Below are 22,605 nucleotides of genomic sequence, written 5' to 3'. Positions count from 1 at the left end.
TGTTTTTCTTTGTTTATGTTGATTATAAGAGACATTTTATTCGAAATCAACAAAAATAATGAATATTCAGAAAATATTTTTATCCAATTATTACTCTAGTACGTTCATCTACAATCGATTGCAAATAGTCTACATTTGCTTTTTGATCTACAATTAAGCAATCCAACACTGATTTATCTTCGATATAAGCAAATGATTTTTGATTAATCTTTGAAAAATCGAGTAATAAAATGACTTGCTCGGACATTTTAATCATCTCTCGTTTGACGTTAGCCTGTTGCTCATTCGAATCACTGATGCCCCAGTCCTTATGGAAACCTTTGCATGAGAAAAACACTTTATCTACATAGAAATGTTCAATTGAACGGATAGCTGTTGGTCCTACTAGTGATAAGGACGTTTTCGATAAAGTACCACCTGTCATGATGACTTGAATTTTGGATCTATTCGCCAATTCACTTGCAACTAATAATGAGTTTGTAAGTACCGTAAGTTCCATATTTGGAAGTAGCTTCGCTAAATATAGAGCTGTTGTACTTGCATCTAAAAAAATAATATCCTGTTCATCAATAAGAGACACTGCTACTTTGGCAACATCCATTTTCTCATTTCTATTCAATACTTGACGATCATTAAAAGGAATTTCATCATCATCTGAATCATCCATGGCTACAGCACCACCATGAGTCCGCTGAAGTTTATTTTTTGCTTCAAGCTTCTCTAAATCTCGGCGAATTGTTTCCTCTGTTACAGCAAATAGCTTACTCAATTCATTTACTCTTACGTTTTTCTTATCATTAATAATTTGAACAATTTTTTTATGTCTTTCAGGCACTAACATATTCAACACTCCTATCCTTCAACAATGACACCTTTTTTTAATATGATATTGGCATATAATGCTTTTTCACTTGTAGTCACAATTGCATACGCTGTTTTCGCACGTTCATAAAATGATTCCCTTGATAAATATTCTGCTTTAAAGACATTCTCACTTTTTGTTACAAGTTCTTCGTATTCCTTCCAAATTTGTGGACGTTCAACTTCTTCACCATGCATCATTAAGCAAATCGGATTTTCAACATAAGTGTCTAATGGCATTAAGAACAATATCCCTTCCAAAATGGATGGTATGTCATTTCCATCTAATCGCACTATTTTATCATTATGTGAGGCTGCTGGAAAATTTCCATCCGCTAGAACTATTTCATCACTATGCCCCATTTCCATCAAAACTTTTAATAGTTCAGGCGAAATACAGGATTTTATATATTTTAACATGTGGTTTCTCCTTTGTTTATGTCCTATTTTTTTGTTTTATTTGATAATACCAAATATTTTCAACAATTCAAACAAAAAATACAAAAATATGAAATTAATAAAAAAAGAGTCTTATAACATTTGTAATTTAGTTACAACTCTTTCAAGATCCTTTTATATATTTGCTTCATGTTATTTATTTGTTCCTATTATAATAATTTGAATCTCAATACTAGATATCTATTTTGACATGCATATCTCTTTTAGTTTCTTAAATAGCAGATTCCTCTAAACTAGCAATCAAAGTGTACAACCATTTTCACGATCATGTCTTTACTTTACTAACGATTACACTCTAAAAAAATGCACAAAAATAAACCGAGAAATCACAAGGATTTCTCGGTTTAGGTCATTTGCAATTTAAATCAATCATGATGTTGCGTGTTTTGAACGTAGGGATTGTCTAGGAAATTAAATTACCACTTACGTTTACGTGCAGCTTCTGATTTCTTTTTGCGTTTTACGCTAGGTTTTTCATAGAATTCGCGTTTTCTAACCTCTTGAATTGTACCACTTTTAGAAACAGTACGTTTGAAGCGGCGAAGAGCATCTTCAAGCGATTCGTTTTTTCTAACGACAGTTTTTGACATCTCTCTTTCCCTCCCTCCGAACACACATCAAATACGAACATTATCATAAGCAAATATGTTAATGCTGTGTACTAAAAAATTATACCTTATTGATACAAATTGGTCAATACTCATGCTCGAATTAATATTCAGAATCTGATTTTAATCCGTTCATAATTTTCACACCAGAGCTTGCACCGATTCTAGTAGCCCCAGCTTCAACCATAGCTTCTAGATCTTCCAGACTGCGAACACCACCTGAAGCCTTTACACCCATTTCTGGTCCAACAGTTTTGCGCATTAATGCTATATCAGCTGCAGTTGCTCCACCAGTTGAAAATCCAGTAGAAGTTTTCACAAAATCAGCGCCTGCTTCTTTAGATAGTTGGCAAGCAACTACTTTTTCTTCGTCCGTTAGCAAGCAAGTTTCGATGATAACTTTTACTAAAGTACCGTTAGCTGCATCAACAACAGCTTGAATATCAGATTTAACAACATCAAGTTGACCTGATTTAAGGGCACCTATATTAATCACCATATCGATTTCACTAGCACCATTTGCAATAGCATCTTTTGTTTCAAATGCTTTTGTAGCGCTTGTTTGAGCTCCTAATGGGAAACCGATAACAGTACAAACAACTGATTTAGCGCCTTCAAGATGTTTTGCTGCATCTGCTACCCATGTAGGATTGACACAAACCGAAGCAAAATCATATTTTTTAGCTTCTTGACAAAGTGTTGCAATTTGTTCTTTTGTCGCTTCAGGCTTTAATAGTGTATGGTCAATTAATAACGCGTAGTCTTTAGTCATGAATGAAAACTCCTTTTATTTAATAGATGTACGTACCTCTTTATTTTACCACGGATTATAGTTTTCTTTCCACTGTTATGTGAAACATTAGCCAACTGCTATAAATCAATTGATTTTGATACAAAAAAGTCATGCCATTATATTAAATGGCATGACTTTTTTAATCATTATATATATTATCTCCACAAGTACAGTTTTATACTATATCGTTTAAAATTTAGTACAAGGAAAGTAAGTAACCTTACTTATTTTAACATCCCCTATGTTAAAATTATTTTTGTGAAGCTGCCCAAGCATTTTGATCTTCGATTGTTGGGTTTGCAATATAATGCCCACCTTCAATTTGAAGTGTTTGACCAGTCATGAATTTTGATTCTTCAGAAGCTAAGTATACTACTGCATAACCGATATCGTCTGCTTCGCCGTGATATGGTAGTGCATGATATTTTGTATAGATATCTAACAATTCAGCAGGCATATTATTTTTTGCAGCTGGAGTTAAAATAAGACCTGGTGCAATTGCGTTACAACGAATTTTATCTTTACCATACTGAGTTGCAATATATTTAGTCATGTTCACAACGCCTGCTTTAGTAGCGCCATAAGCTGTACGGATTTGGTCACTAGCAAATGCAGCCATTGAAGCTGTGTTGATAATAGAACCTCCACCTGCTTTTTGCATATGAGGAATTGCATAACGGCTACCAAGTAATACTGATTTTAAGTTCACGTTAACTAAACGATCCCATTCATCTAGGTCAATATTAACAACATCTAAATCTTTATGAATATTTGTTAAACCAACGTTATTAAATAGTACTGTAATTGTACCGTATTGCTCAACAGTGAAATCCACTGCTTCTTCTACTGATTTTGCATTACCTGCATCCAGGAATACTGCTGAAGCTTCATATCCTTCTTTTACTAAAGCAGCTGCATGCTCTTTTGCACCTTCTATATTAAAGTCAGCAATAACTACTTTTGCGCCTTCTTTAGCCATTAATGTTGCTGCTGATAAACCAATTCCTGATGCTCCACCTGTGATAAGAGCTACTTTACCTTCTACACGTTTCATGAAAAATTCCTCCTGTAATAAGCGAAAATATAAGTATGTAATAACAAAAGCCTATCATACTCTTAATTTATCGTTATATTATAACCTAACACTATTTATTTTAACACTATAATATTCATAATTAAAACAATATGCGTTTATTATTTTTAGTTTTTCTCAAAAGTAAAACCCCGAAAACGAAATTACATTCCGTTTTTGGGGTTTATCAATTTTATAGTTATTTATCTAGTTTAGTTTGCTTGTACTTCTTCTAATACACGCACAAATTGACCTTCAGAAGACGGATAACCAGCTTTTGTTACTTTCACTTTTACTAGTTTACCGATCATGTCTTCATTGCCCTCAAAGATAACTTTTAAATAATTGTCTGAATAACCAGCGTAAAGCCCTGCATCTTTTCCCTCTTTAATGCGTTCTTCAGGAATGATTTCTAATACTTCATTTTCAAATTGAGAAGCATATTCTTTAGCTAGTTGATCGTTTAGTGTTAATAAGCGGTGTACACGTTCATTTTTCACTTCTTCGTCTACCTGATCTTCCATGCGGGCTGCTGGTGTTCCAGTACGTTTAGAGTATGGGAAAACATGCAGTTCAGCGAATTTGTGATTATTGATGAAGTTATATGTTTCCATAAATTCTTCTTCTGTCTCACCAGGAAAACCAACGATTACATCAGAAGTAACTGCTAAATGCGGTAACACTTCACGTAAACGGTCTAAACGCTCACCGAAGAATTCCATCGTGTATTTGCGTCGCATACGCTTAAGTACAGTGTCAGAGCCCGATTGAATAGGAATATGTAAATGATTTACGACGATATTAGAATCGCGTAAAACTTCTATCACTTCATCGGTTAACTGACTTGCTTCAATCGAACTAATACGTAAACGTTTTAAGCCTTTTACATTCTCTTCTAAGTCACGTAATAGTTGCGCTAGATTATAATCTTTTAAATCTTGTCCATAACCACCTGTGTGGATACCTGTTAAAACAATTTCTAAATAACCTGCATCTACAAGTTGTTGTGCTTGATGCACGACTTCTTGTGGATCACGAGATCGCATTAGACCACGCGCCCAAGGGATTATACAGAATGTACAGAAGTTATTACAACCTTCTTGGATTTTCAATGACGCACGAGTGCGGTCAGTGAAATAAGGAACGTCTAGCTCTTCATATACTCGGTTTTTCATAATGTTACGTACAGCATTGATAGGCTGACGTTCATTTTTGTATTGTTCAATATAGCCAATCATTTTCGTACGGTCTTGCGTCCCAACTACAATATCTACACCGGGAATAGCCATAATTTCTGCTGGAGAAGTTTGAGCATAACATCCTGTTACGCAAATAACGGCATCTGGGTTTTGTCTTATTGCACGACGAATAACTTGGCGACTTTTCTTATCTCCTGTATTCGTAACTGTACAAGTATTAATTACATAGACATCTGCCTGATGATCAAATTCTTTGCGTTCATAACCTTCATCTTTAAACAGTTGCCAAATTGCCTCTGTTTCATAGTGATTCACTTTACATCCTAATGTATGAAAAGCCACTGAAGACAAGGCTCGTCACCTCTTTCATTCAAATTCATAAGAAATTGCGGAAAGAACATACAGTGGTGCTGTTTCCGCACGTAAAATTCTTGGTCCTAGTGAAATACATTGACATCCTAATCCTTGTAAAGCGCTAGCCTCTTTTCGAGAAATACCGCCTTCAGGACCAAATATTACAAGGATTGACTTATTATCATATACCTTTTTTAATTGATCAGCAAACCGAGTTCGTTCTAGTTGCTTTGCATCCTCTTCATCGGCTAAAAAGACAACGTCAAATTCAGGTACTTTTTTTAGTAACTGCGTGAAGTTCACTGGCTCTTCAATTGTCGGGATATGCGTACGATGCGATTGCTCAGCTGCTTCCTTCGCAATTTTCTGTAAGCGCTCTTGCTTCTTTTTACCTTTTTTCCCATCCCATTTGACGATTGATCGTTCTGCTTCAAAAGGAAGTAAAGCATACATACCAAGCTCAGTTGCCTTTTGGACAATTAAATCTAGCTTATCGCCCTTTGGTAAACCACAAGCGATCGTCACTTGAATAGGTAGTTCTGGTGAAGGCAATACATTGTCGGTTTTTTCTACCTGAACACCATCTTCAGTAAAGTCCAAAATACGACTAATTGTTGCCTCACCATTATGAACTACAATGATTTCATCGCCTACACGCATGCGCATTACTTTTGTTATATGATGCGCATCTTCACCACTAATTATGGCTAATTGATTGTCAAAGGATTCATTTATAAAATATCGTTGCATAGTAACACTCCATCAATTTACTGATTTTCGTGATATAATTGCTACCCAATCTTCCATCATCATTACTTCTTCGATAATAAAGCCTGCTTTTTCAAGAGATGCTTTCACATCATCCTTCTTCGGTTCAATTATTCCTGAAGTAATAAATAGGCCGCCTGGTTTAACAATTGTATAGGCATCATCTGTGAAGGTCATAATTACTTCAGCTAAGATATTCGCAACTACAACGTCCGCAGGTTCTTTTACAGTATCTAATAGATTCCCTTGCATAACATCAATAGAGTCTTCAACCTTATTTAGCTGAACATTTTCAATTGCAGAGCGTACCGCTACTTCATCTAAATCAAGTGCATGAACATTCTTTGCTCCAAGCAAAGCTGCTCCGATAGCTAAAACACCAGAGCCAGTACCAACGTCTACTACTGAATCCGTATCTTTTATTGTTTTTTCTAATGCTTGTAAACATAATACAGTTGTAGGATGAGTTCCTGTACCAAAGGCCATACCAGGATCAAGTTCAATGATTAGCTCATCACTGTTTACAGGTTCATACTCTTCCCAAGTTGGTACAATTGTGAAACGGTTAGAAATTTTCACCGGATGATAATACTTTTTCCATGCAGTTGCCCAATCTTCCTCATTCACTTCATTGATTGTCACTTCGTTGTGACCAATATTAATGTCATAGTTTACCAGATTATTAATAGCAACTTTAATTTCTTCAACAGTTTCACCTAAAAAACTTGTTTCAGCTAAATAAGCTTTTACAATGACACCATCCTTAGGAAAATCTTTTGGATTTAAAGCGTAAATCTCACCAAATTGATCTGCACGTTCTTTACCATAATCCTCTGAATCCTCTATTACGACACCACTTGCTCCAGCTTCGTGTAGAATATTCGAAATCGCTTCAACCGCTTCACTCGTTGTATGGATGGATACCTCCGACCATTTCACTTGTAGCCAACTCCCTTATTCACCTTTAAATTTGTTTTTAATTTTATCAAACAATGTGCTACCTTGCTCTTCTGGAATATCTCCAGAAATACTAGCAAATTCGCGCAATAATTGTTTTTGTTTCTCAGTTAATTTCTTCGGTGTTACAACGCTTACGATTACATGTTGATCGCCAGTGCCATAACCATGAACGTTTTTGACACCTTTTCCTTTTAAGCGGAATCTGTCACCAGATTGTGTACCTGTAGGAATCTTCATCTTCACTTTACCATGAACTGTTGGTACTTCGATTTCATCACCAAGAGCCGCTTGAGCGAATGTAATTGGTAATTCTAAATAAATATCATCACCATCACGTTCAAATTTATCATGTGCACGAACATGGAATACGATGTATAAGTCACCTGCTGGACCACCGTTAGTACCCGCTTCACCTTGACCACTCACGCGCAATTGTTGACCATCATCAACACCTGCTGGAATCGTAACTTTGATTTTTTTACGTTTTTTAACTGTTCCTGCACCGTGACAAGTTGAACATTTATCTTTGATAATTTGGCCAGTACCTTTACAGTAACCACAAGTACGACGGTTTACCATTTGACCAAATGGTGTTGAAACTGTCTCATTTATTTGACCTTGGCCATTACAGTGAGAACATGTGTCTTTTGAAGTACCTGGTTTTGCACCAGATCCATGACAAGTATCACAAGTTTCATCACGAGGGATTTCGATTTCAGTTTCTTTACCAAATACTGCTTCTTCAAAACTAATTGTCATGCGATATTGCAGATCATCGCCTTTTGTTGGTGCATTCGGATCACGACGACGACTTCCGCCACCACCGCCAAAGAATGAACTAAAAATGTCTTCGAAACCGAAGCCATCTCCGCCACCGCCACCAAATCCTTGGTTTGGATCTTGATGTCCGAACTGGTCATAGCGTGCTTTTTTCTGGTCATCACTTAATACTTCATAAGCTTCAGCAATTTCTTTAAATTTTTCTTCTGCCCCAGCCTCTTTATTCAAGTCAGGGTGATATTGTTTAGATAATTTACGATAAGCTTTTTTAATTTCGTCTTTTGATGCTGATTTTTGAAGGCCTAAGACTTCATAATAATCTCGTTTATTCATTTTTCACACTCCGCTCCGTTTGCATAAAATATATTGTAACATGGAAAGAACAAATGGCAAAAAACATTGAAAAAAGCCAAAGCCCGAGGCGGTCTTTGGCTTCTTTCAAAACAACAATGCATACATTAATATACACTATTCAAGCGCCATTAAAGATGCGCTCTATTTTTTAGCATTATTTGTTATCGTCAACTTCAGTGAAGTCTGCATCAACTACACCGTCATCTTTCTTATCAGCTGTTGGGCCTTGTTCGCCTTGTGCAGCTTGTTGTTGTTGAGCTGCTTGCTCATACACTTTCATCACAAGTGGTTGAAGAATACCTTCTAATTTTTCTTTAGAAGTTTTGATGCCTTCGATTTCACCAAGTTCAATTGCTTTTGTTAGCTCTTCTTTAGCATCTTCTACTGATTTTTTCTCATCTTCAGTAATTTGTTCACCAAGGTCAGCGATTGTTTTATCTACTTGGAAAACAAGTTGATCTGCTTCATTGCGAAGTTCAGCTTCTTCTTTACGTTTTTTATCTTCTTCAGCATGTAATTCAGCTTCTTTTACCATACGTTCGATATCTTCATCAGATAATGAGCTATCAGATTGGATAGTAATTGTTTGTTCTTTTTGAGTTCCTAGGTCTTTAGCTTTAACGTTTACGATACCGTTTTTATCAATATCGAATGTTACTTCGATTTGAGGGATGCCACGTGGTGCAGCAGGGATATCAGAAAGTTGGAAGCGACCTAAAGTTTTGTTATCAGCAGCCATTGGACGTTCACCTTGTAATACGTGAATATCTACAGCAGGTTGGTTATCTGCAGCTGTTGAGAAAGTTTGTGATTTAGAAGTTGGGATTGTTGTATTACGATCGATTAATTTAGTGAACACGCCACCCATTGTTTCGATACCAAGTGATAATGGAGTTACGTCAAGAAGTACAACGTCTTTTACATCACCAGTTAATACGCCACCTTGTACTGCAGCACCCATAGCTACTACTTCATCTGGGTTTACACCTTTATGCGGCTCTTTACCTGTTTCTTTTTTCACTGCTTCTTGTACTGCAGGAATACGAGTTGAACCACCAACAAGGATTACTTGATCGATTTCTGAAGCAGATAATCCAGCATCTTTTAATGCTTGACGAGTTGGGATCATAGTACGTTCAACTAAGTCAGCAGTAATTTCATTGAATTTTGCACGAGATAAAGAAACTTCTAAGTGTAATGGACCAGCTTCACCAGCAGTGATGAATGGTAGTGAAATTTGAGTTGTTGTTACACCAGATAATTCTTTTTTCGCTTTTTCAGCAGCGTCTTTCAAACGTTGTAACGCCATTTTATCTTTAGCTAAATCAATACCGTTTTCTTTTTTGAATTCAGCAACTAAGAAATCGATGATTTTTTGGTCAAAGTCATCTCCACCAAGAGCATTATCACCAGCTGTTGCTTTTACTTCAAATACGCCATCACCTAATTCAAGGATTGATACGTCGAATGTACCACCACCAAGGTCAAATACTAAAACAGTTTGATCTACATCTGTTTTTTCTAAGCCGTAAGCAAGTGCTGCTGCTGTTGGTTCGTTGATAATACGTTCAACTTCAAGACCAGCAATTTTCCCAGCGTCTTTTGTAGCTTGACGTTGCGCATCGTTGAAGTAAGCAGGAACTGTAATAACAGCTTGTGTTACTTTTTCACCTAAATAGTCTTCAGCAAAGTCTTTTAAATGTTGTAAGATCATTGCTGAAACTTGTTGAGGAGTATATTCCGTACCTTCCACATCTACTTTGTAGTCAGTACCCATATGACGTTTAATAGACATGATTGTGTTTGGGTTTGTAATTGATTGGCGTTTTGCTACTTCACCAACTTGACGTTCGCCGTTTTTGAATGCTACAACTGATGGTGTAGTACGTGCGCCTTCTTTGTTAGCGATAACGATTGGTTCGCCACCTTCTAATACTGATACACATGAGTTTGTAGTACCTAAGTCAATACCGATAATTTTGCTCATTTCATAGTCCTCCTAGATTTGATTCATTTTTTCATTTTATTTTTTTATTCATTAACTTTAACCATTGCTGGTCGTAAGATACGGTCTTTCAACTTATACCCCTTTTGGAGCTCTTGTAAAACGATTCCTTGCTCTTTAGAATCATCTTGTTCTTGCATAACTGCGTGGTGAATGTTTGGATCAAACGCTTCGCCTTCAGATGCTACAGGTTCTAAGCCTTCTTTTGTTGTTGCTTCTATTAGTGAACGGTATACCATTTCAATCCCTTTTTTCATGGATTCGGCATCTTCCGTTGTTGCCTCAACTTGTAAAGCTCGTTCGAAATTGTCTAATACCGGAAGTAATTCCGTTAACAAATTTTGCGCACGATACTTTTCTTGTGCTACGCGCTCAGTTTGTGCGCGACGTTTTAAATTGTCAAAGTCAGCACGTAATCGAAGGAAACGACTTTCTGATTCGTCCAACTTTTGCTCTAGAGCTGTGATTTCCGCCTGATGTTGTTCCTCAACTGTTAGTTCAGGTATAACTTCTTCAGCTTCAGCGTCTAGTACGTTTTCTTCTTGTTCATTTAATTGTTCTTCTACAACTGTGTTTTCTTCTACTGCTTGCTTTTTAAATTCATTTGCTTTAGACACTTTTCATCCTCCTATAATGTCGCTCTCTACCTCGGTTTTTGTGTCAGTTGGCGCGTTAAATCGCCACTCATAAAGTCGAGTAATGCAACGACACGTCGATAATCCATCCTTGTTGGCCCGATAATAGCTATTGAACCACTTTGTCCCTCACCTACCGAGTAAGATGCTGTGATAACACTGCAATCTTCCATAGCTAAATGATTATTTTCAGAACCAATACGGATTTGAATCCCAGATTGGTTCAACGGGAAAATGGATTGGATTTGAGTAGTTTTTTCCATTAGTTCCATAAGCATTCGTACTTTGTTTATGTCATGAAACTCAGGTTGATTGAACATATTCGTTTTGCCACCATAGAAAATTTTACCTTCTGATTGATGTGCTGTCACGTCTATTAATGACGAAAGTAATCCGTCATACGTCCCAAGATGTTGTTTTATAACCGCTGCTGTTTCAAGTTCGAGCTTCATTTGTAATTGCTCTAACGGAACGCCAATCAGTCGTTCGTTTAAAATGTTGACAACCTTCTCAATATCCGACGGTGAAAAATCCGAAGGTAAAGAGAAAATACGGTTTTCAACATGTCCATTATCAGTAACGATAATAGCGACTGCTGAATCAGCTGTTAAAGGTACAATTGAAAATCGTTTAACTTTGTGCAACTGCACATCTGGTCCTAATAATATAGATGTGTACGACGTCAATTCAGATAAAATCGTAGCTGACTTCCGAATGACTTGTTCAGTTTCCATAATCCGATCTTGGAAAACAGATTGGATTTTGTGAATCTCATTTGTTGTAATTATTTGAGGTTTTAGCAAGTGATCCACATAAAATCTGTAACCTTTTTCAGACGGAACTCGTCCCGATGAAGTATGCGTTTTTTCTAGGTAACCTAGTTCTTCTAAATCCGCCATTTCATTACGAATGGTTGCCGGACTAAAAGTAATGCCTTCCTTCTTCGAGATTTGTCGAGAGCCAACTGGTTGAGCTGACATAATGAAGTCATCTACGATTACTTGCAATACTTGTAACTGCCGATTTGTTAGCATGATCATCACCTCTGTTAGCACTCACTCAAGAAGAGTGCTAATACTATAATTAACTTATCAAATCTATTATTTTATGTCAACGGAAACGCATGTGTTTATAATAAAAATTCTTCAAAAACTTCATTTCCAACAAAACGACCTTTTTTCGTTAACTTTACAGCTACTTCATCATTCGAAATAAGACCTGCTGAAACAAGCAATTGCAGTTTTTCACTATAAACGCTTTCAATCGTACAGCCAAACTTCTCTTCAAAATGAGATTTCGAAATTCCAGCTGTTTTACGTAAACCTAAAAACAGTTCTTCCTCAATTTTTTCGTTATGTGTCACTTCATGCGTTTTTAGTATGGGTTTTTCACCGGATTCTAATGTACTTATATATTTTTTTAATGGTGCATGATTTGAATAACGAATGCCATTGACATAACCATGAGCTCCTGCACCAAAACCAGCGTATTCATCATTGTCCCAATAAATACGATTATGGATAGAAGAATGTCCATCTTTGGCGAAATTACTTATTTCGTATTGATGCCAGCCGTGTGCTTCCATTTGTTGCATCAATTCTTCATACATATCTGCCTCTTTATCTTCACCTGGTAAACTCAATTTCCCTTTGTTCATCAAGTTATAAAAAATCGTTTTAGATTCTACAATAAGCGAATAGGCTGAGTAATGTGGGAGATTTAAGTCAAAAGCAATTTTTAGTGTTTCTTTCCATTCATCCATCGTTTGACCAGGTAGTCCGTACATTAAATCAATGCTGATGTTATTGAAACCTACTTTTTTTGCTGCCTTAATTGTTTCAAAAACATCATCATTGGAATGAGTACGCCCTAGTTTTTTCAATAACTCTGGTTGAAACGCTTGTACACCAAGACTTAGTCGATTTACACCACCGTTAAAAAGCACTTCTAATTTTTCTTTCGTTAATTCATCGGGATTTGCCTCCGATGTGAATTCTGTTACATGTTCCATTGGAATGTACATCTTGATCAATGTTAAAAGTCTTGAGAGTTGAACTGGTGATAAAGATGTTGGCGTTCCTCCACCTAAAAAAATTGTTTCTATATGACTGAAAGCTTTTTTGTCTTCAGACCATAATTTCATCTCCATACCTAATGCTTCTATATATTCATCCACCGGCTGGTTTTTGAAAAATACTTTATTAAAATCGCAATAATTGCAAATTTGATGGCAAAATGGAATGTGTATATAAACGCCTCTAGCCAATTTGATTCCTTCTTTCTTGTCGAAAACTGTCCGTTTTTTTGTAATTTAACTCATTAAACACGTAGCTTCATTCTATAGTATTTAAGTTAAAACGCAAAACAATGGAATTAATATCTCTTTTAAACATAAAAAAAGTTACAGCGATAATAATACCCACTGTAACTTCTCTACACTGCTTTTTTATATTTAATAAGCTCTTGCTGTATATTTGGTTCTACTTGTTTAAGTTCATTCAATTTATCTTGCATATGTGCCACTCGCGCCTCAAAAGCCAAAAGTTCAGCTTCTAACGTTGCCATTAAGCGATCCAAACGGTCGTTTCCATCACGATATTCGATTTGAACTCACTCCTTACATTTATTAATTCATAAATTCACTATATATATAGTGTTTACTAAGCTTATCAAATCTTTTGTATTTTGAATACCTCAAATATCACTTTTTAGCGAATAATGTCGAAATTTATCCAGATATTGTTTTACTTTCTTACTCTTATTATGTATTTACCCTTTTAAACCCACATTAAACCTAAAAATTGTTCTTTAAGAAAAAATATCTTAGTTTCAGTTTTAAATAAATAAAGCGGTTATGCAATATGGTGGATTAAACCTCCATGCTGCATAACCGCTTAATGTTCATTCATCATGCTGATAAATTAATATTATTTTTTAGGTGCGTCATCGTCCATTTTAAGTACAGCCATGAATGCTTCTTGAGGTACTTCAACTGAACCTACTTGTTTCATACGTTTTTTACCTTCTTTTTGTTTATCTAAAAGTTTACGTTTACGAGAAATATCGCCACCGTAACATTTAGCTAAAACGTTTTTACGCATCGCTTTAATAGTTGATCGCGCCACAATTTTTTGTCCTATTGCAGCTTGAATTGGCACTTCAAATTGTTGACGTGGAATAAGATTTTTTAACTTTTCAACGATGACCTTACCTCGTTCATATGCAAAATCGTTGTGTACAATAAAGCTAAGTGCATCGACTTGTTCACCATTTAAAAGGATATCCATTTTCATCAATTTAGATGGCTGATAGCCTATTAATTCGTAGTCGAAAGAAGCATAGCCTTTCGTACTTGATTTTAATTGATCAAAGAAATCATAAACGATTTCAGAAAGTGGAATCTCATAGTAAATGCTTACACGAGTTGAATCAATATAATCCATTGTCATAAAATTACCACGTTTGCGTTGGCAAATTTCCATAACAGCTCCAACATAATCGTTAGGTACCATAATTGTTGCTTTTACATATGGTTCTTCAATACGGTCGATTTTTTGTGGATCTGGCATCATTGACGGATTGTCCACTTGAACTTCAGAACCGTCTGTCATCTGCACATGGTAAATTACGCTAGGTGCAGTAGTGATCAGATCGATTTTGAATTCACGTTCAATACGCTCTTGAATGATTTCCATATGAAGTAAACCTAAGAAACCGCATCGGAATCCGAAGCCTAAAGCTTGTGAAGTTTCAGGTTCATATTGTAATGCTGAGTCGTTTAGCTCTAGCTTTTCTAATGCATCACGAAGATCATTGTACTTAGCAGTATCGATTGGGTATAAACCACAGTAAACCATAGGATTTAACTTACGATAACCAGCTAATGGTTCCGTTGCAGGATTGTTTGCTAAAGTAATTGTATCCCCTACGCGCGTATCCCCTACGTTTTTGATAGATGCAGTTAAGAAACCTACATCACCGACAGTTAGCTCTTTGCATAGTGTTGGCTTAGGTGTTGATACTCCAACTTCAACAACTTCAAATTCTTTTCCAGTTGCCATCATACGAATTTTATCGCCTGCTTTAACTGTTCCGTCTACAACTCGGATGTAAGTAATTACACCTCGATATGAATCATATAAAGAATCGAAAATCAAAGCTTTTAGAGGTGCATCAGGATCGCCTGTAGGTGCTGGTACTTTTTCAACAATTTGTTCTAAAATATCTTCAATACCGATACCTGCTTTAGCAGAAGCAAGTACTGCTTCAGATGCATCTAACCCGATGACATCTTCTACTTCTTGACGTACACGTTCTGGATCTGCCGAAGGTAAATCGATTTTATTAATAACAGGAAGAATTTCAAGATCATTGTCTAATGCTAAATATACGTTCGCAAGTGTCTGTGCTTCAATACCTTGAGCTGCATCGACAACTAAAATAGCACCTTCACAAGCTGCAAGACTACGAGATACTTCGTATGTGAAATCGACGTGTCCAGGGGTATCGATTAAATGGAATGTATAAATCTCTCCATCTCTAGCTTGATAATGTAATTGAACTGCATTTAATTTGATGGTAATGCCACGTTCTCTTTCTAAATCCATAGAATCTAGAAGCTGATTTTTCATCTCACGGGAAGTTAAACTTTTGGTAGTTTCCAATATACGGTCTGCTAATGTTGATTTCCCGTGGTCAATATGAGCAATAATGGAGAAATTTCTAATATTTTCTTGTCGTTTCAAACGTTCTTCTCTGTTCATGCGTGTCCACTCCTATATAAACTATTTTGAATTATAGCAGTGAACAGCTATTTTATGCAATATTATGATGAAGTTTGATTTGAAAATGCTTCCGAAATTGCTCTTGCTAAAATAGCAATAGTACGGTTTAATTCGTCTTCTGTATTATCTACTCCACCTAATTCAACGACTAGCAGGTTTTTCGAAAGATCTTGGTTATATATACCATTTACACCCGAACCTTCTTTTTTCATAACACCTCTAGAGATATTAGGAACTAGTTGATTTAATTGCGCAGATAATTGGTCCGCGTAGGCTTCATTAAATTTGTATTGTTTATTTTCAGCACCAAGAACAATAGCGATACGTGCGTACTTTTCGCCATCTAAGGTTGTGGTTGTAGCTTTTTTATTTGCTGAATCACGATGGATATCTAGCACCAAATCATATTCTTTTTTATCTAATTGTTTTTTCACATATGGCCTTACAGCATCATACGCTTTATATAATGATATATTTTTCTTCTGCATTTCTGTCATCGTATCAACTTCTAAAATATCAGTTGAGAGATCATTTTGTTTAAAATGAGCTTCAATGACTGAACCTAGTTGTAAAACATTAGTTGCGTTATGATAGGCTGTTATTTTCTGTTTTTGGCTTTTCAAAATAGGATAGTAAGCTTCATGGGAATGTGTGAAATATATTAGTGTTTTAAATGAAGCGTCCTTATTATTTATCAAAGCATTTTTTTCAGTGGCAGTATTGGCAGCATAGACTATTTTCGTATCTTGTTTTGATGATGTTGTTGTTGCCTCTTGTTGTGGCCAGATTGGTAACTTCACAGTAATAATTGGAAGCATAAAGAAAAAGCATAGAAGACCAATCCACATTTGCATTTTCCGTCGCATATAACATCCCCCTCCTCCTATCAATGTATGGAGGAGGGGAGCTAATTAGAACATTCTACGTACTTTCAATCCATTCCGTTAACGTATCAGAAATCAGATATGCATAGTTGTGTACCCACTCATCTATGTTTTTCGGTGTTACGAATAATCGGTCGTGCCCTACGAGAGACTCTTCAAATAGCTGTAGACGTTCTTCTTTCGGCCAAGTCGACCATTCACCAAAAATTGGTTTAATCACTTCTAAATCTACTTTTGACGTGTCTGATGGTCTCCATGGTGTTACGGACAAAGCGGAGGATGGACTATTTTTTTCCTGTATTTTGGCTGCAATAGATTGGAAAAGTGTATCGACAGCATCTGCGATAAGTACTGGCCCATCGACAACAGTCGGTAGGCCTATTGCAGTTACAGGACAACCAATTGTTTCTTTTGAAATTTCTTTACGCATATTACCTACACCAGATCCAGGATGAATTCCCGTATCTGTCATTTGAATGGTTTTACAAAGTCGGTTACTTGCTCTTGTTGCAAGTGCGTCTACAACAATAACTAGTTCAGGTTTTATTTGCTCAGCTAATGCTTTTATAAATGAACTCGTTTCATAGCCAGTCTGTCCTGTTACTCCGGGAGCATAAATAATACAACGCTCTTGAATGGATGTTGCACTATTTTGTAACTCATCAATAGCTAGCGGCCCTACTGCATCGGGTGTAATCGTCTTATTCCCTAGTCCGATGATAAGCACTTTGCCATCCTTGTTATCTTTAATAAAAGGATGAAGTGTTGTCAATTCCTCTGCTAAAACTTCTCCCAGTTGCTTGAACCCTTCCTCATCATCTGGTGTTAATGTCGGAACGGTAAAAGTAAAATAAGTCCCTTCTTTCTTTCCTATTTCTTCTGCGCCACTCGAATCAACATCTACACGTGTAATTTTAACGCGTCCGCGCTCTTCCTCTAATACCTTAATACCTGTAGATTCACGTAATGTTTCACGCTCTTCTGCGGTCTTATGATTAATAAATTCTTCCGTCTCATCTACTAAATCTGTTCGATACCATTTATTATTTTCCAAACTAATCACCTCACTTTTTATTTTGCTCTAACTGTCAAGTAAATATTCTTTGCATTTGATGCTTGATTTTTATACTATGATTTGCTAAAATGATGACTGTTGTATAGACACTTGAAACAGTTGAGAATTTACTCATCTCGATCCTTTTTAGGAGGTGAAAGTTAATGCCAAATATTAAATCTGCTATCAAACGCGTAAAAACTAACGCAAAAGTTAATGCACAAAATTCGCAAGTGAAATCTGCTATGCGTACTGCTGTGAAAAAAGCTGAAACTGCTTTAGTTGCTAAAGAAGATAACGCAAAAGAACTTTTAAGCGTAGCTGTTAAATCATTAGATAAAGCAGCATCTAAAGGCTTAATCCACAAAAACGCAGCTTCTCGTCAAAAAGCTCGTTTAATGAAAAAAGCTTAATCCATTATGGATTCAAAGGGACTAGAGATAATTCTCTAGTCTTTTTTTGTGTTTAAATTTTTATATTTTTCAAGAGTTACATTAAAGCATATTGTTATTAACGAAATACGAACAACTCCGTACAACTTGGCGACATAAAGTGATTTCGTATTAGTATACCGAAAGATCTTCAACACTATTTGTTGCTATTTGGATTCATGTAATCACCTTCGCATTATTTTATTCAAATAAACTCTAATTAACCATTTTCCATAAATCTTTCAATATAAGGAAATATTGTTATAATAAAAACTATAATTCATTACCAAAAGGTACTTCGTACGGTTTTAGGGACTTATTTGGAAAGAAGGTGTTGTGCATGGATATAACATTTATCTTCATTAGTTTTTACTTAACTCCAATTTTAAGCATTATTTTTTGTCTAAATCTCGTGGCAATCCTAAAAAAAATAAAGAGAGATGAAAAAACTGCTACGAATACATTTTGGCTTACAACATCATTTCTTTTGATTGTATGGAGTATTGCAGTAACAGCTATATTAGGTACATAAGGATTATTTAGCAAAAAAGTTCTTATAAAATTTAACGATTTATTCTTTTTATAGAAAATAGCAATTAAGACTTATAAACTCCTATCTGTAAGTGCTTCAGAAAATAGATAAACTTGAAGAAATTCACGTCATCAACGGTCCATTTTCCATTCTAATCAGATAAGACCGTTGATTTCCGCTACGGTGGACGCTTTCCGCGGGCTGGCGCCAAGTCGCTTCGTCGCTATGCTCCTGCAGGGTCTTGGACTGTCCGCTTTTCCCGCAGGAGTCACCACCTCCGCTCCAATCAACTACACATGTAATAAAAATAACTATATAGAAAATAATGGATGTAAAAAATCCAAAAAGAAAAAGAAGTTCTTAATTACCAAAATATATAAAAATAACAAAAGACATTCAGAATATGACTATTCTGAATGCCTTTTGACTACAAACTGATGCACTTACAACAAAGAGTGCTTTCCTCTTATATTGGTTTCATCATAAATAATTCTAAATAACGCTCTCTTCTACCGCTCATTGTTTTTAACTGATAATCAACTTCACTTAATCCAAATAATGCTTTTAGTAAACTATCCTCTGAAATTTTACGACGCTCTTCAACAATTCGTTTTACTCGATAAGGATTAACCTTTAGTTGTTTTGCAATTTGTTGCGAATGATATCCCTTTTTCAGTAAATAATAAACATTCGACATTAAACGAATCTGAGATGCAAGTAACGCTACTAGCGCAATGGGCTCTTGCTTTTGACGAATAAGATCATGGTAAATCGTTAAAGCGCTAGAAACATCTCTGTGTAAATATGCATTGAGCATCTTAAAAGCATCTTGCTCTAGCGTTTTCGCAACCATTTCTTCAACAAGAGCTTGCGTAATTGTATTTTCATCACCTAAATATAAGCTCAGCTTTTCTATCTCTGATTGTAAATGAAGCATGTCCATACCTACTAGCTCAATTAATTTACTAATGGCATTTTGTTCAATAGTTTTTTGTTGCTGGCTTACTTCATTTTGCACCCAAACCATTAAATCATTTTCTTTCGGTGTTTCAGCAAGCATATAAACAGCTCTATCTTTCATTAACTTTGTAACTTTTTTACGCTCATCAAGCTTTTCATAAGGGGCAATGAAAATTGTGATCGATGTATCTGACGGGTGATCTAACCATTTTTCTAAGCGTTTTAGATCATGGTCAATTTTCTCTTTACCCTTTTCCGTTGCTTTTAAGAACGATGCATTTTTTGCAATGATTAGTTTTTGGCTTGAGAAAAATGGGATCGTATCAGATTCATCAATCACATAATCAACTGGTTGTTCATCTAAATCAATAGTGATTGTTTCAATATCTCCATCTTCTTCAAGTCTCGTTTTAATACGCCTGATTGTTTCATCTATAAAATAAGACTCTGCGCCCGCAAGTAAATAGACTGGCTGTAAATCTCCCTTTTTTATACTTTTCCATAATGTTGAAAACATAGTCTCACCTCAAATTGACATTGATTATAGTATACCGTAATTTTCTCATTTTGTGAGTTTGAACAAATTGTGTCAATCTAGAGCAGGCATCTATTTTTACCTTTTCAATATAGCTTTTTTAATAGGCATACCGTATAATTAATGAGAATTAGGAGGGGTAGCAATGAATCCATTTGAAGAAAATGTACAATCAAAGCGTAACGACGCAATCGATTCAGGAGTAGGTTTTGGCGTATCATTCGTATTTTTCGCACTTATTTTCATCATTGCGACTGTCATCGATTACGCAGCTTTATAAGATACAGTTAAAAAGACATTGTCATTTTGATGATGTCTTTTTCTGTTTGTGCAGATTAATTGTCTTAAACACTTTAAACCCATTCTTTGTAACCGTTACTTCAATTGTTCCCACCTCAGCCGTATTTAAAGTTGGTAACTTCATCTCCTCAAACCTCGCAACAACATCCTTATTCGGATGACCGTATCGATTATTTAACCCACTAGAAAATATCGATAATCGAGGCTGTACTAAATTTAAGAAAGGTTTAGTTGAAGACGTTTTGCTGCCATGATGTCCCACCTTCAAAATGTCCATATCCGAAATAGCCTCAGTATAATTATCTACCAAGGTCAATTCCCCTGATTGTTCTAAATCACCTGTGAACAAAGCTTGAAAACCAGAATGTTGTAATATTAAAACTAGTGAGTCATCATTGCCTTCATAAATCAAATCAGTTGGAGATAAATAAGATAATGTAGTGTCCCCGTGTTTCCAACTCCTCCCTGCAATCTGTTCACGAATTGGGATTCTCTTCTTTTGTGCGAAGTCTACAACATCTTTCATAACTGACATTTGCCAAGAGTTTGGGGACACATGAATTTCCTTAACTCGAATTTCCTCCATAACCTCTTCGGCACCTTCAGCATGGTCTGCATCAGCATGTGTCAATATAAGCTTATCTACTGCTCCTATACCACTTCCTTTTAAATAAGGAACAACAATACCTCTGCCAACTTCATAAGGCTTTCTAGACTCTTTCCACGCCTCCTGATCGAACCTCAATACTCCTCCTGTGTCTATTACATAAATTCCCTTACGAAATGGTAATTCAATTATATTACAGTCTCCTTGTCCGACACTTAAAAATGTAATTTTCAAATTCTGATGCCAAGAAGGACTTTCATGAATAAAAAAAGCAGGAATTAAAAGTGTCAAGGTAATCAGGAACCAATGTTTCTTCTGTTCTACTTGCAGTAATACTACAATGACACTAACAAATGCTAGAAGTAGGAGCCACAATGAGGGTCTTCCAGGCGTCCACATTTGATACGGAATAGCCTGTAACGACATAATACATACGGACAATAACTCACGAACAGGTTCATAAATGAAAAAACAAAGCCACGCCAATGGATTCGCCACATATGTTAGCAGTAACAATAATAAATTTGCAGGCAACACGACAAATGAAAATAACGGAACAAAAAAGATATTTGCAATGAATGAAGACAAGCTGATTTCAAAGAAATGATACAAAAGTAAGGGATAGACGAGTAGCTGACAAACAAAAGTAATCGCAAATGATTGTTGCCAGGTATTTCTCGCTAATGAAAATATCTTCCCCGAAAACAATAACGACACAGTAGCCAAATAAGATAACTGAAAGCCAATTTGAAACACAACACTTGGCTGTAATAGCACAAACCCAATAAAACTCAACGCTAGCGCATCATCAATTGCTAAGCGATTCGAGACAATTCTACTTAGCATTACTAGTTCTACGACAGACACCGCTCGCCATACAGACGGTGCACCACCCGCTAAACAAGCATAAATAGGTAACGCAATGATAAGAACCCATGTCGCATGTTCTCTACGTATATGAAACCTCAGCAATAATTCATACACAAGCACCGAAACGAGCCCAACGTGCAAGCCTGAGATGGCAAAGAGGTGTGTTATACCAAGTTTCTGATATGCTCGCTCAACATCTGTCTCGACATTTTCACGTTCACCAATTATTAGAGACTGTGCTTCAGCTACTAAACTTTCTGGAAATGTATTTTCTATATGTTTTTTCACTTTGAACCTTTGTTCTGCAAAAAATGTAGAGAGTGATTTTTCTTTTTTCACAAATTGAAAACTTCTCACTTCAAAAATACCTTGCGCACCATTACTTTCAATATAGTTTGCCATAGAAAAAGCGTAACGATGTGCAGGCATCGAGGGTTGGACTAATTCGCCTGAAACTTGAAAAACTGAGCCACTTAATGATTGTCCTTCAAATTTCTTCTTTTGCTGTTCTGATTGGATAGTGAAAATAATATATACTCTTTGACCATTCGGCAATTTCGCAAAGCCTCTTAGCTTTTGTCCATTCACCTTATATTGATCAGTCCAAGTAATATTTGTAACGTGTGGAATAGGGGTAAGTCTTGTAGATAAAACATGTGAGAAATAACTATAAGAGGAGAGAGTAACAATAGCGATACATAACATTATGGCTACTTTTTCTTTTTTTAAATATAGCCAAATACTATAGGGGATTAGTATAAATAGTAACTTTGCCGATTCATGAGCAGCTATCGTTGCTA

At 35.9% G+C, this 22,605-nt stretch carries 22 protein-coding genes; 3 read left to right on the top strand and 19 right to left on the bottom strand.

Translation table 11 applies throughout. The features are described from left to right. Positions 1-79 precede the first annotated feature (79 nt). The 17 genes from MKY02_RS06185 to gpr form a co-directional block, all read right to left on the bottom strand. On the bottom strand, positions 80-841 hold the full coding sequence (locus MKY02_RS06185) for a DeoR/GlpR family DNA-binding transcription regulator (protein ID WP_038187125.1): 762 nt from the start codon (positions 839-841) through the stop codon (positions 80-82). Between the two features lie 11 nt (positions 842-852). Then, on the bottom strand, positions 853-1,281 hold the full coding sequence (locus tag MKY02_RS06180) for an RbsD/FucU family protein (protein ID WP_038187128.1): 429 nt from the start codon (positions 1,279-1,281) through the stop codon (positions 853-855). Positions 1,282-1,736: 455 nt separating this feature from the next. Beyond that, the gene (gene rpsU, locus MKY02_RS06175; protein ID WP_004227078.1) at positions 1,737-1,910 is read right to left on the bottom strand and encodes a 30S ribosomal protein S21; all 174 of its coding nucleotides are present in this window, start codon (positions 1,908-1,910) and stop codon (positions 1,737-1,739) included. A 121-nt stretch (positions 1,911-2,031) separates the two neighbouring features. Continuing rightward, on the bottom strand, positions 2,032-2,700 hold the full coding sequence (gene deoC / locus MKY02_RS06170; RefSeq protein ID WP_038187143.1) for a deoxyribose-phosphate aldolase: 669 nt from the start codon (positions 2,698-2,700) through the stop codon (positions 2,032-2,034). A 271-nt stretch (positions 2,701-2,971) separates the two neighbouring features. Then, positions 2,972-3,775, bottom strand: coding sequence for an SDR family NAD(P)-dependent oxidoreductase (locus MKY02_RS06165; RefSeq protein WP_076034372.1), 804 nt, complete (start codon positions 3,773-3,775; stop codon positions 2,972-2,974). Positions 3,776-4,005: 230 nt separating this feature from the next. Beyond that, entirely contained in the window at positions 4,006-5,343 is a 1,338-nt protein-coding gene (gene mtaB, locus MKY02_RS06160) for a tRNA (N(6)-L-threonylcarbamoyladenosine(37)-C(2))-methylthiotransferase MtaB (RefSeq protein WP_038187149.1), read from the bottom strand. Positions 5,344-5,358: 15 nt separating this feature from the next. Next, positions 5,359-6,096 (bottom strand): 16S rRNA (uracil(1498)-N(3))-methyltransferase, encoded by a 738-nt coding sequence (locus MKY02_RS06155; RefSeq protein ID WP_076034371.1) that lies wholly within the window; start codon positions 6,094-6,096, stop codon positions 5,359-5,361. A 12-nt stretch (positions 6,097-6,108) separates the two neighbouring features. Next, positions 6,109-7,053 carry a 50S ribosomal protein L11 methyltransferase gene (gene prmA / locus MKY02_RS06150; RefSeq protein WP_038187155.1) on the bottom strand — a complete coding sequence of 315 codons (945 nt, stop codon included), beginning with the start codon at positions 7,051-7,053 and terminating at the stop codon, positions 6,109-6,111. Positions 7,054-7,068: 15 nt separating this feature from the next. Then, complete coding sequence (gene dnaJ, locus MKY02_RS06145) at positions 7,069-8,187, bottom strand: molecular chaperone DnaJ (protein ID WP_038187156.1); 1,119 nt, start codon at positions 8,185-8,187, stop codon at positions 7,069-7,071. Between the two features lie 175 nt (positions 8,188-8,362). Then, entirely contained in the window at positions 8,363-10,195 is a 1,833-nt protein-coding gene (dnaK, locus tag MKY02_RS06140; RefSeq protein ID WP_038187159.1) for a molecular chaperone DnaK, read from the bottom strand. Between the two features lie 44 nt (positions 10,196-10,239). Beyond that, on the bottom strand, positions 10,240-10,830 hold the full coding sequence (gene grpE / locus MKY02_RS06135) for a nucleotide exchange factor GrpE (protein WP_038187160.1): 591 nt from the start codon (positions 10,828-10,830) through the stop codon (positions 10,240-10,242). Between the two features lie 26 nt (positions 10,831-10,856). After that, on the bottom strand, positions 10,857-11,882 hold the full coding sequence (gene hrcA / locus MKY02_RS06130; protein WP_038187163.1) for a heat-inducible transcriptional repressor HrcA: 1,026 nt from the start codon (positions 11,880-11,882) through the stop codon (positions 10,857-10,859). 95 nt (positions 11,883-11,977) lie between these two features. Continuing rightward, the gene (hemW, locus tag MKY02_RS06125; RefSeq protein WP_076034369.1) at positions 11,978-13,114 is read right to left on the bottom strand and encodes a radical SAM family heme chaperone HemW; all 1,137 of its coding nucleotides are present in this window, start codon (positions 13,112-13,114) and stop codon (positions 11,978-11,980) included. Positions 13,115-13,281: 167 nt separating this feature from the next. Further along, positions 13,282-13,425 (bottom strand): hypothetical protein, encoded by a 144-nt coding sequence (locus tag MKY02_RS06120; RefSeq protein WP_168170701.1) that lies wholly within the window; start codon positions 13,423-13,425, stop codon positions 13,282-13,284. Between the two features lie 350 nt (positions 13,426-13,775). Further along, positions 13,776-15,611 carry a translation elongation factor 4 gene (gene lepA, locus MKY02_RS06115; protein ID WP_038187170.1) on the bottom strand — a complete coding sequence of 612 codons (1,836 nt, stop codon included), beginning with the start codon at positions 15,609-15,611 and terminating at the stop codon, positions 13,776-13,778. A 62-nt stretch (positions 15,612-15,673) separates the two neighbouring features. Next, on the bottom strand, positions 15,674-16,498 hold the full coding sequence (spoIIP, locus tag MKY02_RS06110; protein WP_038187173.1) for a stage II sporulation protein P: 825 nt from the start codon (positions 16,496-16,498) through the stop codon (positions 15,674-15,676). A 55-nt stretch (positions 16,499-16,553) separates the two neighbouring features. Continuing rightward, positions 16,554-17,570 carry a GPR endopeptidase gene (gene gpr, locus MKY02_RS06105; protein ID WP_038187175.1) on the bottom strand — a complete coding sequence of 339 codons (1,017 nt, stop codon included), beginning with the start codon at positions 17,568-17,570 and terminating at the stop codon, positions 16,554-16,556. A gap of 164 nt (positions 17,571-17,734) precedes the next feature. On the opposite strand from gpr, the gene rpsT reads away from it, so the two are divergent. Together rpsT and MKY02_RS06095 are read left to right on the top strand one after the other, a co-directional pair. After that, positions 17,735-17,983, top strand: coding sequence for a 30S ribosomal protein S20 (gene rpsT, locus MKY02_RS06100; protein ID WP_038187177.1), 249 nt, complete (start codon positions 17,735-17,737; stop codon positions 17,981-17,983). A gap of 358 nt (positions 17,984-18,341) precedes the next feature. Further along, positions 18,342-18,533 (top strand): hypothetical protein, encoded by a 192-nt coding sequence (locus tag MKY02_RS06095; RefSeq protein ID WP_038187180.1) that lies wholly within the window; start codon positions 18,342-18,344, stop codon positions 18,531-18,533. 466 nt (positions 18,534-18,999) lie between these two features. Here the strand turns inward: MKY02_RS06095 and holA are convergent, their stop codons facing one another. Continuing rightward, complete coding sequence (gene holA, locus MKY02_RS06090; protein ID WP_038187182.1) at positions 19,000-20,010, bottom strand: DNA polymerase III subunit delta; 1,011 nt, start codon at positions 20,008-20,010, stop codon at positions 19,000-19,002. Positions 20,011-20,173: 163 nt separating this feature from the next. On the opposite strand from holA, the gene MKY02_RS06085 reads away from it, so the two are divergent. After that, a complete protein-coding gene (locus tag MKY02_RS06085; protein WP_038187184.1) occupies positions 20,174-20,308 on the top strand; it encodes a YqzM family protein in 135 nt (44 codons plus the stop codon). Positions 20,309-20,329: 21 nt separating this feature from the next. Here the strand turns inward: MKY02_RS06085 and MKY02_RS06080 are convergent, their stop codons facing one another. After that, positions 20,330-22,510 carry a DNA internalization-related competence protein ComEC/Rec2 gene (locus MKY02_RS06080; RefSeq protein WP_340710806.1) on the bottom strand — a complete coding sequence of 727 codons (2,181 nt, stop codon included), beginning with the start codon at positions 22,508-22,510 and terminating at the stop codon, positions 20,330-20,332. Positions 22,511-22,605: the final 95 nt, after the last annotated feature.

Origin of the sequence: Viridibacillus sp. FSL R5-0888 (assembly GCF_038009105.1) — a bacterium.
GTDB classification, from domain to species: domain Bacteria; phylum Bacillota; class Bacilli; order Bacillales_A; family Planococcaceae; genus Viridibacillus; species Viridibacillus arenosi.
The sequence above is the reverse complement of the archived record's forward strand: the minus strand, read 5'-3'. Positions and strand labels throughout refer to the sequence as shown.